Below are 15,434 nucleotides of genomic sequence, written 5' to 3' on the forward strand. Positions count from 1 at the left end.
CAAATTTGAGGAAAATACAATGAGTGATAAAAGCGTTTCTGAGAAAAAGATTGGTGGTGCAGGTTTACGTGGCCAAAGTGCAGGTGAAACTAAGTTATGTACCGTGGGCAAATCAGGTTCAGGTTTAACTTACTGTGGTTACGATGTTGCCGATCTTGCAGAAAATTCAACATTTGAAGAAGTGGCTTACTTACTTTTTAACGGTGAATTACCGAACCAAACGCAATTAGACGCTTATAAAATTGAATTAAAAGCGATGCGTGATTTACCTGAAGCGGTAAAAACAGCGTTAAAACTTATTCCTAAAGAAACACATCCTATGGACGTTATGCGTACAGGCTGTTCAATGTTAGGTAATATTGAACCAGAAAATGATTTTTCTGAAGAACGTCATGCGGCAAACCGTTTATTAGCCGCTTTCCCTGCAATCATGTGTTACTGGTATAAGTTTTCACACGAAGGTGTTGAAATTGACTGTATGACTGATGAAGACTCATTAGGTGGTCACTTCTTACGTTTATTAAATCAAGCAGAGCCTTCAGAGCAACACAAACGTGTTATGGATGTTTCTTTAATCTTATATGCTGAGCATGAATTTAACGCTTCGACGTTTACAGCACGTGTTTGTGCATCTACGTTATCAGACATGTTCTCATGTATTACGGGTGCGATTGGAACTTTACGTGGACCACTTCATGGTGGCGCAAACGAAGCAGCAATGGATATGATCCTTAAGTTCAAATCTCCAGCTGACGCTAAAGAGCAGATGGCGGGTATGCTTGAACGTAAAGAAAAAATTATGGGTTTTGGCCACGCCATTTACCGTACCTCTGATCCTCGTAATGTTGTTATCAAAGCATGGTCTGAAAAATTAGCCGCTGAAAATGGTAATACCTCTTTATACGATATATCTGTCGCGTGTGAAGAATTTATGTGGGACACGAAAAAATTATTCTGTAACGCTGATTTCTTCCATGCATCTACTTATAACTATATGGGCATTCCAACTAAGTTGTTCACACCAATATTTGTCTGTTCACGTTTAACGGGTTGGGCAGCGCATGTAATGGAACAACGCGTTAATAACCGTATTATACGTCCTTCGGCTGACTATACCGGTGCTGAACCACGTAAGGTTAATGCGATCTCAGAACGTTAGGAGAGACTTGGTATTTGACTTGATTTCTGCGTTAGATGTTAGCTCGCATAGTACACTATGCGTCGCTTCATCTGCCTTGAACTAAAGCCAACTCCCTTCGTCTTGAGTTTACTTAATATACAAAGGCGGATTCATTTTTTGAAATTCGCCTTTGTCGTAAAAATAATGTGGAATAAATGATGAATTATGATTACCGTAAGCCGCTTCCAGGCGCCAATATTGATTTCTTTGATACGCGTGAAGCCGTTGAAGCCATTACCCCAGGCAGTTACGCAAAACTACCTTATACATCACGTGTATTAGCAGAGCAATTAGTACGTAAATGTGATCCTGTAGCATTAACCGATTCATTAAAACAACTTATCAACGTTAAGCAAGATCTTGATTTTCCATGGTACCCAGCACGTGTTGTTTGTCATGATATTTTAGGTCAAACCGCCTTAGTTGATTTAGCTGGTCTTCGTGATGCAATTGCTGACCAAGGTGGCGATCCGTCTAAAGTTAACCCTGTTGTGCCAACACAGTTAATTGTTGATCACTCTCTTGCTGTGGAAGCGCCGGGTTTTGACTCCGACGCCTTTCAGAAAAACCGTGATATTGAAGACCGTCGTAACAAAGACCGTTTTAAATTTATTGAGTGGAGCAAAACAGCCTTTAAAAATGTTGATGTCATTCCTGCCGGTAACGGCATTATGCACCAAATCAACTTAGAGAAAATGTCACCGGTTATTCAAGCACGTGATGGTGTTGCTTACCCGGATACTTGTGTTGGTACTGACTCTCACACACCACATGTTGATGCTTTAGGTGTTATTGCAATAGGTGTTGGCGGCTTAGAAGCTGAAACAGTCATGCTTGGTCGTCCATCAATGATGCGATTACCTGATATTATTGGTGTTAAGTTAACGGGTAAACGTGCACCAGGCATCACAGCAACTGATATGGTGCTTGCGATAACAGAGTTCTTACGTAACGAAAAAGTTGTGTCTTCATATTTAGAATTCTTCGGTGAAGGCACTAAAGATTTAACCATTGGTGACCGTGCAACTATCTCAAATATGACACCAGAATACGGTGCATCTGCAGGTATGTTCTATATCGATCAACAAACCATTGACTACTTGAAGCTTACCGGTCGTGAGCCAGAACAAGTTCAATTAGTTGAAACTTACGCAAAACACACTGGTTTATGGGCGAGTGATTTAGTTGAAGCACAATACCCACGTGTTATTGAGTTTGATTTATCAACGGTATGTCGTAATTTAGCAGGTCCATCTAACCCGCATCGTCGCTTAGCGACAGCTGACTTGGCATCTAAAGACATCGCTAAAAACTTAGAAGAGTGCAAAGCACAGGAAGCTAATGGCGAAATGCCAGACGGCGCAGTTATCATTGCTGCAATCACTTCTTGTACTAATACTTCTAATCCTCGCAACGTAGTTGCAGCAGGTTTAGTTGCAAAACGTGCAAATGAGTTAGGTTTAGTTCGTAAGCCATGGGTTAAGTCCTCATTTGCACCAGGTTCAAAAGTTGCAAAACTTTACCTAGAAGAAGCGGGTTTATTATCTGAAATGGAAAAACTAGGCTTTGGTATTGTTGGTTATGCATGTACTACGTGTAACGGTATGTCGGGTGCATTAGATCCGAAAATACAACAAGAAATTATTGACCGTGATTTATATTCAACGGCTGTATTATCTGGTAACCGTAACTTTGATGGTCGTATTCATCCACATGCCAAGCAAGCTTTCTTAGCATCGCCACCATTAGTAGTTGCTTATGCACTTGCTGGTACTATGCGTTTTGATATCGAAAAAGACGTGCTTGGTCAAGACCAGAACGGTAACGACATTACCTTGAAAGATATTTGGCCATCAGATGAAGAAATCGATGCAATTGTTGCTTCTGCAGTAAAACCTGAGCAATTTAAAAAAATCTACACGCCAATGTTTGATTTAGGTGCGTTTGAGCCTGCTGAAAGTCCATTATACGACTGGGACCTTAAGAGTACTTATATCCGCCGTCCTCCATACTGGGAAGGAGCGCTTGCGGGTGAGCGTACTATGAAAGGTATGCGTCCGTTAGCGGTACTTGGTGACAACATCACAACCGACCATTTATCTCCAAGTAACGCAATTCAGTTAAACAGTGCTTCAGGTGCTTACCTTGATAAAATGGGGGTACCGCATGAAGACTTTAACTCATACGCAACGCATCGTGGCGATCATGAAACTACGCAACGTGCAACATTCGCTAACCCGAAATTGTTCAACGAAATGTGTCGTGACGCAAATGGTGAAGTTAAGCAAGGTTCATTAGCGCGTATCGAGCCTGAAGGAACTGAGTCTCGTATGTGGGAAGCTATCGAAACTTACATGGACCGCAAGCAGCCATTAATCATCATCGCTGGTGCTGATTACGGTCAAGGTTCATCACGTGACTGGGCAGCAAAGGGTGTTCGTTTAGCAGGTGTTGAAGTTATCGTTTCAGAGGGGTTTGAGCGTATTCACCGTACTAACCTAATTGGTATGGGTGTATTACCTCTTGAATTTACCCAGGGTGATACACGTAATACTTACGGCATTGACGGTACTGAAACTTATGACGTTATCGGTACTACAGCACCAGGTGGTGCGATGACAGTTGTAATGACACGTAAGAATGGCGACGTTGTTGAAATTCCTGTGAAGTGTCGTTTAGATACAGCTGAAGAAGTTACCGTGTACAACGGTGGTGGGGTTCTTCAAAAGTTTGCAACAGATTTCTTGAAATCTAATGCTTAAATGGCTTTTTAGCCTTATTTCATCGTTAGAAGTGCTCATTGACGTTCGTCAACTCCGCGCTTCTGCCTTGAACTAAAGCTAAAACCCTGCTTTAAGCAAATAGATTATGTGCAATTATTTATAAAGCAGTAAGTCAAATAATAACTTACTGCTTTTTTATTGAAAAATTCAGAGGTGTTCAATGTCTAATGTTCCTCAAGTAAAAATTCCTGCTACGTATATTCGTGGTGGTACGTCGAAAGGTGTATTTTTTAATTTAACGGATTTACCAGAACGTTGTCAGGTGCCCGGTGAAGCACGCGATAATATGTTATTACGTGTTATTGGCAGTCCAGATCCGTATGGTAAACAAACCGATGGTATGGGCGGCGCTACTTCAAGTACCAGTAAAACGGTCATTCTAGCTAAATCAGAACAAGCAGATCACGATGTTGATTACTTATTTGGTCAAGTGGCTATTGATAAAGCGTTTGTTGATTGGAGTGGTAACTGTGGCAACCTTACTGCTGCGGTAGGCTCTTTTGCTATCAGCTCAGGATTAGTTGATGCAGATAGAATACCAGAAAATGGCATTTGTGAAGTGCGTATTTGGCAAAAGAATATCAGTAAAACTATTATTGCCCATGTACCAGTCACAAACGGTGAAGTGCAAGAAACTGGCGATTTTGAACTTGACGGCGTAACGTTTCCTGCAGCTGAAGTACAAGTTGATTTCGTAGCACCGGTTGATCCAAGTGAAGCAATGTTCCCTACGGGAAATTTGGTTGATGATCTTGTTGTACCTGATATTGGTACATTCAAAGCAACTATGATTACGGCGGGTATTCCTACTATTTTCTTAAATGCAGATGAGATTGGATATACTGGAACTGAATTGCAAGAAGCTATAAATGGTGATGAAGTAGCATTAACACGTTTTGAAACCATTCGTGCCTACGGCGCTATAAAAATGGGCTTAATTAAAGATATTTCTGAAGCAGTATCTCGTCAACATACACCGAAAGTGGCATTTGTTGCACCAGCACAAGCTTATACTTCTTCTAGTGGTAAAGACATTGCTGTAGGTGAAATTGATTTACATGTTCGTGCGTTATCGATGGGGAAATTACACCATGCTATGATGGGGACTGCTGCGGTTGCCATTGGCACAGCTGCGACTATTCCAGGTACATTAGTTAATGTAGTAGCAGGTGGAGGCGATAAAGACAATGTTACTTTTGGTCACCCTTCGGGCATATTAAAAGTTGGTGCAGAAGCTGAGTGTATTAATGATAACTGGACAGTTAAAAAAGTAAGTATGAGCCGAAGCGCCCGTGTATTGATGGAAGGCTGGGTACGTATTCCTGGTGATTCTTTTTGAACGTATTAAATATCCTTTTAAAGCCTGTCTATAGACATCAACAGATCCTATAAATTTTAAGCGTGAACAACTAGTAACTGTGTTTGCGCTTTTTTTTCATCATGTTCTGTTAATAAAGCAAGTAAAGTGTCTTTTTAGCCATTATTATAGAAACATTCTAAGCGATTTTAAGTCTATTTGGCTTGAATATATTTATTAAAAATTTAATTAAGGCCTCATATGCGTTCAATACTTTTATTTTTGATTTGTTTAATGTCATTTAACGTTAGTGCCAATGTCATCATTTTTCCTGAAAATATTACTGTACTCAGCGTTAATGGTATTGAGCAATCAAGCCATTTTTTTGCTCGTGAAACCCAGATTGAATTCTCTACTGGAAATCAAGTTGTCGTACTAAAGTACCAAGATTTATTTGAAGGTGACGATGATCATACAAAAGTTAAGTCTAAGCCATTTGTTGTCTTATTTACCTTAAATGAATTATTGAATGCTAAAAATAAAATTATGGCCGTTACCCCTAGGATAGAGGAGTTGAGCCAAGCAAAAGCGTTTGCTAAAAATCCTAAAGTTAAATTATTAATGGAAAGTGGAAAAGAAATTGCTAGTGTTAACCAATCATTAATCAAATTTAATGCACAAGGTCAGTTTGTAAAGCTGACCCATAATAATAAATCAGCAAAGTTAAATGAGAGTGTTATTGCGAATAGCCAAACAATAAATAAGCATAATATGCTCAAGGAAAAATGTTCTGATAATAGGCAGCAAGCACATAAAGTATCAAGCATTGAGCGATTAAAGTGCTTATGGAACAAAGCTAATAAAGCTGAGAAAGAAGCTTTTCTCCATTATATTTCGGCACAGCAATAGCTGTTTACAAACCTTGAAAGCGAACAAATAGGAGTGAATTATGCGTTTATATATTGTTTTATTATTTCTATTTAATTCAATGGTTTATGGTGGGGGTTTTCAACAGCAATTGCCCGAAAATGGAATCGAAGTCATAGGCTCTGGGCAAGTAGAGCTACAAACAACCACTCATTCACTTGATATTCTAGTCAATGAACGTGGTGTTAGTGCGGTAAAAATAGGGCAAGACGTCGAACAAAAGATAAAATTAATTAGGCAGTTTGCCGGTAAACATGGAAGTAACATTAACATAGAGGCGACGAATTCAGTTGTATTAAAAGTTACTTATCCTGCCCTAAGTAGCACTATTGATGATGTTGAATTTCTCACTCGACTACCTAATGAACGACCTGTGAAAATTAATACTAAGCTAAACCCTAAATTAGATAACCGGCAGAATAAACACCATACTAGTATCGTTGTTATAACAGGAAGCCAACGCATGATTGTTAGTGTTAATGACATTAATGCTTATCAACGTTTAATCGATTATCTAATGAAAATTGGCGTGAATGACGTTAATACTATGGATATTTCTCATGCAGAATATCAACTGCTTTACCAGCAAGCGCTCAATAATGCCTTGGCCGATGCTAAATTTAAAGCTAAGAAGATGGTTAATCATCTTGATATTTCCTTAGCAGGGGTCATTGCTGTGCAAGAAATGACTGTTGATAAAAATTATTTTAATGGCAATGCAGATAAACTGAAAAACCATAGAAATAATGAACTACAAAGCGACGAACGGACGGTAAATGCACAAGTGAAAGTACTATTTTCGATTAAACCGCGATAAATTCGTTATATAATGATGAATTGCTGTCGATAGCACTTTAATTTATTGTACTATCAAGGTATGTTATGCGTTTTTATCTTTGGCAGTATTATTAATGACTAAAAATACCTTTTATCAAGAATTATACACTCAAGTAGAAGCATTAATCAGCGATGAGCCTGACGTCATTGCCAATATGGCAAATGTGAGTGCTCTATTATTTGAGCAATTAACACAAGTTAATTGGGTAGGTTTCTATCGTTTGGTCGATAATGAACTGGTACTTGGACCATTTCAAGGTAAAGTCGCCTGTATTCGTATACCTATTGGTCGAGGGGTTTGTGGTACAGCGGTAAGTGATAATGTTACTCAACGTATTGATGATGTGCATGCGTTTGATGGTCATATTGCTTGTGATGCGACTAGTAATGCAGAAATAGTTATTCCATTAACATTAAATGGTAAAGTGATGGCAGTACTTGACATTGACAGTACTGCATTTAATCGCTTTGATAGTGATGACCAAGTAGGCTTAGAAAAGATAATTAGTTTATTTGAAAATACCATGATCAAGCATGGCGTGGTAAACTAATGAAAGAGATTGTTGTCATTCATGACTATTTAGTTTCAGAAGCCGTCGTTGGTGACTGGGATGGTCAAGAAGAAGTTGTTGCTGAGCGTATTAACGAAATTTATCATACCGTTTATGACTTAGCTGAAGAAGATATTGCGCCAGAGATCTTAGAGCAATTGCTTGCTTTGGTGTGGGATACGTGGATAGGGCAAGAAGCCTTAGCTGAAATTGAAAGTGAAGATATATATGATTGGTGCCGACATTTGTTGGAAAATCGAGAGCAATATCTTTCAGAGCAAAATTAAAAATTTTTAAAAGTTGTATTTATGGAATCTAAAACAGAAAGTGAAGTAAAAATCGCCGCACAAGCACCTGTAGAAACAACAGAAAGTGCTGAAGTTGAAGTTAAGCGTATTAGTACGAAGGAAATTATCGCTTATTTAGCTGAGAAATTTCCGGCTTGCTTTTCAACAGAAGGTCATGCAAAACCACTTAAAATTGGTATTTTTCAAGATCTTGCTGAAAAATTAGCCGAAGACGAAACGGTGAGTAAAACACGTTTACGTCAAGCGTTAAGACACTACACCAGCAGCTGGCGTTATTTGAAAGCGATTAAATTAGGAAGTTTTCGAATTGATATTGACGGTAATGACTCTGCGGAAATAGATCAGGAACAAGCTGATTATGCGAGCAAAACCTTAAAAGAAAGCCAAGAAAAATTTGGTAACAAAAACACTAAAGACAAAATTGCGAAAAAACCTTATAAAGGTAATGCTAATAAGGGAACTAAACCTGTAAAGAAAGACTCTACAGATAATAGTCGTAAAGAAAAGTTTAATGCGGTTAAATCAGCTAAACGTGCACCGAAAGCCGTTGTTAAACTTAAGCCTGTCGAAACAAGTAATGTTGTTGTTGGCAAGCATATTAAAGTACAGCTTGGACAGTCATCAATGGATGCTGTGATTACCGAAGTTTCAGGTAATGATGTTAGTGTGCAATTAAATTCTGGTATGGTTGTCAAAACACAAGTTAAAAATATATTTACTGAATAAATTTGGAGTATGTGTATGCATAAATTTTGTCGTATAGCTATTGCAGTGTCATTATCAATTTCCGGTTTGATGGCTTTTGCCGAAACCAAGGAAGAAAATTTAACGCTTCCTATACTGGCTCCTGAGAGCCAGCATGCAACATCTACAAAGCGAATTACGGCACAATTTACGCGTGCGCATTACAAAAAAATTAAGATAGACGATAGTTTATCAGAACAAATTTTTGATCGTTATATTAAACAGCTTGATTATGCACGTAATGTATTTCTTGCTGCTGACGTTCAAGGCTTTGAACAGTATCGTGATGATTTTGATACCGTTATTGCTCGCGGTAAATTAGATATTGCCTATAAAATTTATAATCTGAATTTACAACGTCGCTTGGAGCGTTATGAATTTGCATTAAGTCTATTAGAAAACAAAGACCCATTTAATTTCGAACTTGAAGAGTCATATAATTTTGACCGAGAAGATGCTGAGCGTGCTGTATCTGTCGATGAGTTAAATAAATTATGGCGCCAAAAAGTTAAATATGATGCGCTGAACTTAACCTTAGCAGGTAAAGAGTGGCCTAAAATTCAAGAAGTACTTGGTAAACGTTATCGTTATGCTATTAAACGCTTAAAGCAAAGTGAAAGTGAAGATGTATTTCAAGTTGTGATGAACAGTTTTGCCCGTGTTGTTGAGCCTCATACTTCGTATTTATCGCCACGTAATGCTGAACGTTTCCAAATGGAAATGAATTTATCATTAGAAGGTATTGGTGCAGTACTACGTGCTGAAGAAGATTATACTGTTATTCAAAGTGTAGTTTCCGGTGGACCTGCTGATAAATCAAATGAATTAAAGCCCAAAGATCGTATTGTTGGCGTTTCACAAGATGAAAAAGACTTTGTTGATGTTATTGGCTGGCGCCTTGATGATGTAGTAGAACTTATTAAAGGTCCAAAAGGCAGTAAAGTTCGTTTACAAATACTAGGTGCAGAGTCTGAAGACGACAGCAGCATTAAGATAGTTTCGATTGTTCGTGACACGATTAAACTTGAAGACCGTGCTGCTAAATCTGAAGTTTATTTCGACAAGAAGGGTGATGAGAATAGTAAGAAGTTAGGTGTGATTACTATTCCTAGTTTTTACAATAACCTTTCACGTGATGTTAAATTAGAAATCGCTAAACTTAAAGAAGAAAACGTTGAAGGCATTATTGTTGATTTACGTGGGAATGGTGGTGGTTCATTAACAGAAGCGACACTGTTAACAGGTTTGTTTATCGATAAAGGTCCTGTAGTTCAGGTGCGTGATGGCGCAAACCGAGTACAAGTAAACAGTGATAAAGACGGCGTTAGCTTTTACGAAGGACCGTTAACGGTAATGGTTGATCGCTATAGTGCTTCTGCGTCAGAAATATTTTCGGCGGCGATTCAAGATTATGGACGTGGCGTTATCGTTGGTGAACATACGTTTGGTAAAGGCACTGTTCAACAACATCGTGGTTTAGGTCGTGTCTATGATTTGTATGAAAACCCGTTTGGTAGTATTCAGTTTACGATCGCAAAATTTTATCGCATTAATGGTGGCAGTACTCAACATCGCGGCGTATTACCTGATATTGAATTTCCATCAGCTGTAGATCCTGCTGACTGGGGCGAAAGTAAAGAAGAGAATGCTTTGCCGTGGGATCAAATACCAAAAGCTCGCTATAATAAACTTAATGATATTAGCCAAGATTTAAACTATCTAAACTCTTTACATAGCTCTCGTGTTGTAGAAAATCAAGAGTTTAATTATTTGCTATCAGATATCGAAGAATATAAAGCAGAGAAAGATGATAAAACGATTTCGCTTAACCTAGCAAAAAGAAAAGCTAAAAGGGAAGAACGTAAAACGAAACAATTAGCTCGTGCTAATGAACGTTTGACCTTAATGGGTAAAGAAAAAGTAGCCGATCTAGATAATTTACCAGAAGATTTGGAAGCACTAGATCCATTTCTAGATGAAACAGCTAAAATTACTTTTGATTTAGTTTCACTAGGTAAAGTAGCAAAAAAATAAATTAATTTGAACTAATTAATAAGAACCACCCAAGGGTGGTTTTTTATTGTGTTAATTATAAAATTGTCGATAATTTTTAATTACAATTTTTGCATAATTATTCTTGTATGCCTTGTAAATAAAGGCTACTTAGTTGTTGCTCTAAAGATAAAACTTGCACAATTTGTCAACAGTCGGCATGTTAACTAACACGAAAAACATCATAACTATAATAACTAAGATAATAAGGTGTAAATTTCTCTATGTCTGAAACTCAAACCATTCGACAACCTTCAATGTTGGATTCACTCATTCCAATTTTTGTTCTGATTTTTTTATTAGTGGCAGCGGTTACTTTTTTTGGTGATAGTTCTTCTTCGGGTCCTAACCAAATTGCTTTGTTATTAGCAACTGGTGTTGCGGCGATTATCGGGCTGAAAAATGGGCATACTTGGCATGAAATGGAAAAAGCGATAGTTCATGGGATATCAATTTCACTAGGCGCAATTCTTATTTTGTTAGCAGTAGGCTCGTTGATTGGTACTTGGCTCTTATCGGGTACAGTACCAACAATGGTCTACTATGGTTTAAAGGTTATAGACCCGAGCTGGTTTTATGCGGCTGCTTGTATGGTATGCGGTATTGTTGCTATGAGCATTGGGAGTTCGTGGACTACGGCTGCTACTGTTGGTGTTGCTTTTATTGGAATATCTGGAGGGTTTGAGTTATCTGCTTCGGTTACGGCCGGTGCGGTGATTTCAGGAGCTTACTTTGGTGATAAATTATCACCATTATCAGAAACAACTAACTTAGCACCTGCTGTAGCTGGTAGTGAGCTATTTGAGCATATTCGCTATATGTTATGGACGACAATTCCATCGATTACTATCGCACTGATTTTGTTTCTTATAATTGGCTTTGATCATTCATCAACCGAAGTCGGTAATACGGATAGCATCTTATTGTTAACAAATACGTTAGAAGATACATACAATATATCTGTATTAAACTTAATTCCATTGCTAATCTTGCTTATGCTAGCTTATAAGAAAATGCCTGCGTTGCCAGCTGTCGCAATTGGCGCTATTATCGGTGCAATATGGGCTGTAGCTTTTCAACAAGAACTAATTCTTACCATGGTTAAAGACGGTGCAGAGTCAACACAAGCAATTATTATGGTTGTTTGGACAGCGTTTTTTGATGGCGTTGTTGTAGAAACTGGTAATCCAGAAATTGACGAATTACTTAGTCGAGGTGGGATGTCAGGTATGCTAAATACTATTTGGCTTGTGATCAGCGCATTGAGTTTTGGTGCGATGTTAGAGCACTTAGGTATGCTAAAAAAATTCGTTGAGTCAATTCTAGCAGCAGCTAAATCAACAGGTAGTTTAATAGCAAGTACTGCTGCTACTTGTATCGGCACAAACTTAATTACAGCCGATCAATATATGGCGATAGTTATGCCTGGTCGTATGTATAAAGAAGAATATGAAAAACGAGGGTTACACCCTGTTCTTTTAAGTAGAACACTGGAAGATTCTGGTACCATAACATCGCCATTAATTCCTTGGAACACCTGTGGTGCATTTATGTTTGGTGCTTTAGCATTAACATCCTATGACTACATATTTTACTGTTTTTTTAACCTGATCAATCCGGTAATAGCGATTGTTTACGGTTATATGGGCTTTAAAATTAAAAAAATAGTGACAAATAACTAAAATATTTTCAAAATTAATAAATATTCATAAAGCCTGTTTACCACAGGCTTTTTAATTTCTATTATTGCTGTTCTGTTGCAATAATAATAAAAGTACCTTGTTAAGGATTTTCATGAGTGATTTTACCCCACGCTATTTGGCTGACTACAGCGAATCAAATTTTTCTATTTCCACGGTTGAATTAACCTTTGAGCTTAACGAGCACAAAACTCGTGTTATTAATCGGATGCAGATCTCGAAAAAACAACCCAGCGATGCACCTTTAATTTTAGATGGTGAGCATTTAAAGTTATTATCAGTTTCGTTGAATAAAGCACTATTAAGTGATGATGATTATCAAGTCAATGATATGTCACTTACCATCAATGTAGCTGATGCTGAATTCTTATTAGAAATAGTGACTGAGTTAAATCCTATTGAAAATACGGCACTTGAAGGCTTGTTTAAGTCAGGTGATGCCTATTGCACGCAATGTGAAGCAGAAGGTTTTAGACGTATAAGCTACTACCTTGATCGTCCTGATGTTATGGCAACGTTCACCACTAAAGTTATTGCTGATAAAGCAAAATTCCCTTACTTATTATCTAATGGCAATAAAGTGGCAGCAGGCGATTTAGCCAATGGTCAGCACTTTGTTCAATGGCATGACCCATTTCCGAAACCTAGCTACCTATTTGCTCTCGTTGCAGGTGATTTTGATGTATTAACGGATAGTTTTCGTACTTGTTCAGCACGAAATGTTGCTTTAGAAATATTTGTTGATAAAGGTAACCTTGATAAAGCTCATCATGCGATGGCGTCGTTAAAGCATTCTATGGCATGGGACGAAGAAACCTTTGGTCTAGAGTATGACCTCGATATTTATATGATTGTCGCTGTCGACTTTTTTAATATGGGCGCAATGGAAAATAAAGGGCTAAATGTATTTAATAGCAAGTTTGTTTTAGCGGATGAAAAAAGCGCTACTGATACCGACTACTTTAATGTCGAAGCGGTTATTGCTCATGAGTATTTTCATAACTGGACAGGTAACCGAGTAACTTGCCGAGATTGGTTTCAATTGAGCTTAAAAGAAGGATTAACGGTTTTTCGTGACCAACAGTTTAGTGCTGACATGCATTCTGCTGTTGTTACTCGTATTCAAAATGTTCGAGTATTACGTTCGATGCAGTTTGCGGAAGATGCCGGACCAATGGCTCATCCAATACGGCCAGAGAAAGTCTTGGAAATGAACAATTTTTACACCTTAACTGTATATGAAAAGGGCGCAGAAGTTATTCGTATGATCCATACGCTATTAGGAGCTGAAAAATTCAGAAAAGGTATTGACCTTTATTTTGAGCGTTTTGATGGCATGGCAGTGACGTGTGATGATTTTATCAATGCCATGGCTGATGCCTCGGCTGTCGATTTAACGAAATTTAAAGGCTGGTATGAACAAGCGGGCACACCTCAGCTTAATGTTGAAGAAAGCTTTGATGCTGATAGCAATACCTATCAAATATCAATCACGCAGAGTAACGGTGAAAACACCGCATTGCATATCCCTATCGGTATTGAGCTTATTAGTGTTGAATCGAAAAAAAGTGCAGCGCATTTATTGCAATTAACTGAACAGAAGCAAACTTGGTCATTTCAAGGCTTTGCACGCAAACCAGTATTAGCATTATTAACAGGCTTTACGGCGCCAGTAAAAAGTCAACTTTCACAGTCTGATCAAGACTTAGAAACCATCATGAACCATGCTGATGATGAATTCTGTCAATGGGATGCAGGTCAAACGTTATTATCAACTTACATTAAACGAGTTATGGCAGCGCCTGAGTTAACGTTGCCAAGTAACTTGATTGATGCGGTTCGAAATATACTTCATAGCGATGCTTCTGCGGCATTTAAAGCCGAGCAGTTAACTTTACCTAGTTTTAGTGAGTTAGCTGACAGCATTGAAGAAGTAGATCCAATAGCATTGTTAGACGCTATTGATAAAGTGAAACTCGGTTTAGCCACTGAGCTAGAAGCTTTGTTTTTACAGCACTATCAGCAAAATATTCAACAAGAGTTTGCTAATGATGGCAAAGCTATTGGCCAACGTGCGTTAAAAAATATCTGTTTGTCTTATTTGACAACGTTAGCACCGCAACAGAGCCTATTAGCTGAGCAATATCAAAATGCTACCAACATGACTGACAGTTTAGCAGCGTTAAATAGTGCTGCTAAAGGTAACGCAGAGAGTTTTACCATTATGATGGCTGATTTTGAACAGAAATGGAATTCTACAGCATTAGTTATGGACAAATGGTTTTCCATTCAAGCGAGTGTATGTGATGAGACTATTTATGCCAATTTGGCAAAATTAATTAAACATCCATTATTTACGTTAAATAATCCAAACAGAGCTCGGTCATTGATTGGTGCGTTTACCATGAATAATCCGCGCTATTTTCATTGTAGTAGTGGGCGTGGATATCAGTTTTTAATAGAACAAATAAAACTACTTAATATTATCAACCCACAAGTAGCATCTCGAATGATCACGCCATTAATTCAGTTTTCGTCATTGGATCAAAAGCGACAAAAAATGATTAAAACTTTACTTGTTGATTTATCTAAACAAGAAAACTTATCAAAAGATTTAAAAGAAAAGTTAGATGCCGCATTGGCCGGTTAGGGTAGTGTAATGAAATATTATTTTGGTATTAATATGACGAGCCAGGAATATTTGCCTTATTACCAAGGAAAAGCTCAAAGTATTATTGTTGTTTCTAACGAAGGCATAAGGGTAGAATTTCCAGCAATGCATTTACGAGGCTATTTAACTTCTAGTGGTATAAGAGGGCAGTTTTGTCTACAAACACGAGATAACAAGTTTTTATCTTTGGATAAAATCGCTTAATTAGAGCCTTTGCTTTAAACAGTGGTCAGACCATTATTTTTTAATTACAATCATTCGCCGATGTTATTACGACGGTTAATTTTGTTCACGATCTGCTACTTTCACCTTATTAGAAACCCCTGTTTTAAACGTAAGTTTAAAACAGGGGTTTCCTCTCATCAGATGACTTCATTCAAGTCT

Annotated in this window: 12 protein-coding genes; all 12 read left to right on the forward strand. The window is 37.9% G+C overall.

Annotation, left to right across the window (positions count from 1 at the left end):
• Positions 1–19 precede the first annotated feature (19 nt).
• Positions 20–1,159: a bifunctional 2-methylcitrate synthase/citrate synthase gene (gene prpC, locus B7C41_RS02455; protein WP_085297160.1), complete on the forward strand. Its 1,140-nt coding sequence runs from the start codon at positions 20–22 to the stop codon at positions 1,157–1,159.
• A 179-nt stretch (positions 1,160–1,338) separates the two neighbouring features.
• Positions 1,339–3,942, forward strand: a complete 2,604-nt coding sequence (gene acnD / locus B7C41_RS02460) for a Fe/S-dependent 2-methylisocitrate dehydratase AcnD (RefSeq protein WP_085297161.1) — start codon at positions 1,339–1,341, stop codon at positions 3,940–3,942.
• Positions 3,943–4,123: 181 nt separating this feature from the next.
• Entirely contained in the window at positions 4,124–5,302 is a 1,179-nt protein-coding gene (gene prpF / locus B7C41_RS02465) for a 2-methylaconitate cis-trans isomerase PrpF (protein WP_085297162.1), read from the forward strand.
• A gap of 219 nt (positions 5,303–5,521) precedes the next feature.
• The gene (locus B7C41_RS02470; RefSeq protein WP_085297163.1) at positions 5,522–6,169 is read left to right on the forward strand and encodes a DUF2057 family protein; all 648 of its coding nucleotides are present in this window, start codon (positions 5,522–5,524) and stop codon (positions 6,167–6,169) included.
• 40 nt (positions 6,170–6,209) lie between these two features.
• A complete protein-coding gene (locus tag B7C41_RS02475) occupies positions 6,210–7,004 on the forward strand; it encodes an SIMPL domain-containing protein (RefSeq protein WP_085297164.1) in 795 nt (264 codons plus the stop codon).
• A 94-nt stretch (positions 7,005–7,098) separates the two neighbouring features.
• Complete coding sequence (locus B7C41_RS02480) at positions 7,099–7,575, forward strand: GAF domain-containing protein (protein WP_085297165.1); 477 nt, start codon at positions 7,099–7,101, stop codon at positions 7,573–7,575.
• Positions 7,575–7,862, forward strand: coding sequence for a hypothetical protein (locus B7C41_RS02485; RefSeq protein ID WP_085297166.1), 288 nt, complete (start codon positions 7,575–7,577; stop codon positions 7,860–7,862). Before B7C41_RS02480 ends, B7C41_RS02485 begins: the two co-directional genes overlap by 1 nt.
• A gap of 21 nt (positions 7,863–7,883) precedes the next feature.
• A complete protein-coding gene (gene proQ, locus B7C41_RS02490; protein WP_085297167.1) occupies positions 7,884–8,609 on the forward strand; it encodes an RNA chaperone ProQ in 726 nt (241 codons plus the stop codon).
• Between the two features lie 15 nt (positions 8,610–8,624).
• Entirely contained in the window at positions 8,625–10,661 is a 2,037-nt protein-coding gene (gene prc, locus B7C41_RS02495) for a carboxy terminal-processing peptidase (protein WP_085297168.1), read from the forward strand.
• Between the two features lie 242 nt (positions 10,662–10,903).
• Positions 10,904–12,361, forward strand: a complete 1,458-nt coding sequence (gene nhaC / locus B7C41_RS02500) for a Na+/H+ antiporter NhaC (protein WP_085297169.1) — start codon at positions 10,904–10,906, stop codon at positions 12,359–12,361.
• A 112-nt stretch (positions 12,362–12,473) separates the two neighbouring features.
• Positions 12,474–15,029, forward strand: a complete 2,556-nt coding sequence (gene pepN / locus B7C41_RS02505; protein ID WP_085297170.1) for an aminopeptidase N — start codon at positions 12,474–12,476, stop codon at positions 15,027–15,029.
• A gap of 9 nt (positions 15,030–15,038) precedes the next feature.
• Positions 15,039–15,254, forward strand: a complete 216-nt coding sequence (locus B7C41_RS02510; protein ID WP_085297171.1) for a DUF2835 domain-containing protein — start codon at positions 15,039–15,041, stop codon at positions 15,252–15,254.
• Positions 15,255–15,434 lie beyond the last annotated feature (180 nt).

It is taken from the genome of Cognaticolwellia mytili (genome assembly GCF_002104475.1).
In the GTDB taxonomy this organism is placed as follows: Bacteria; Pseudomonadota; Gammaproteobacteria; order Enterobacterales; family Alteromonadaceae; genus Cognaticolwellia; species Cognaticolwellia mytili.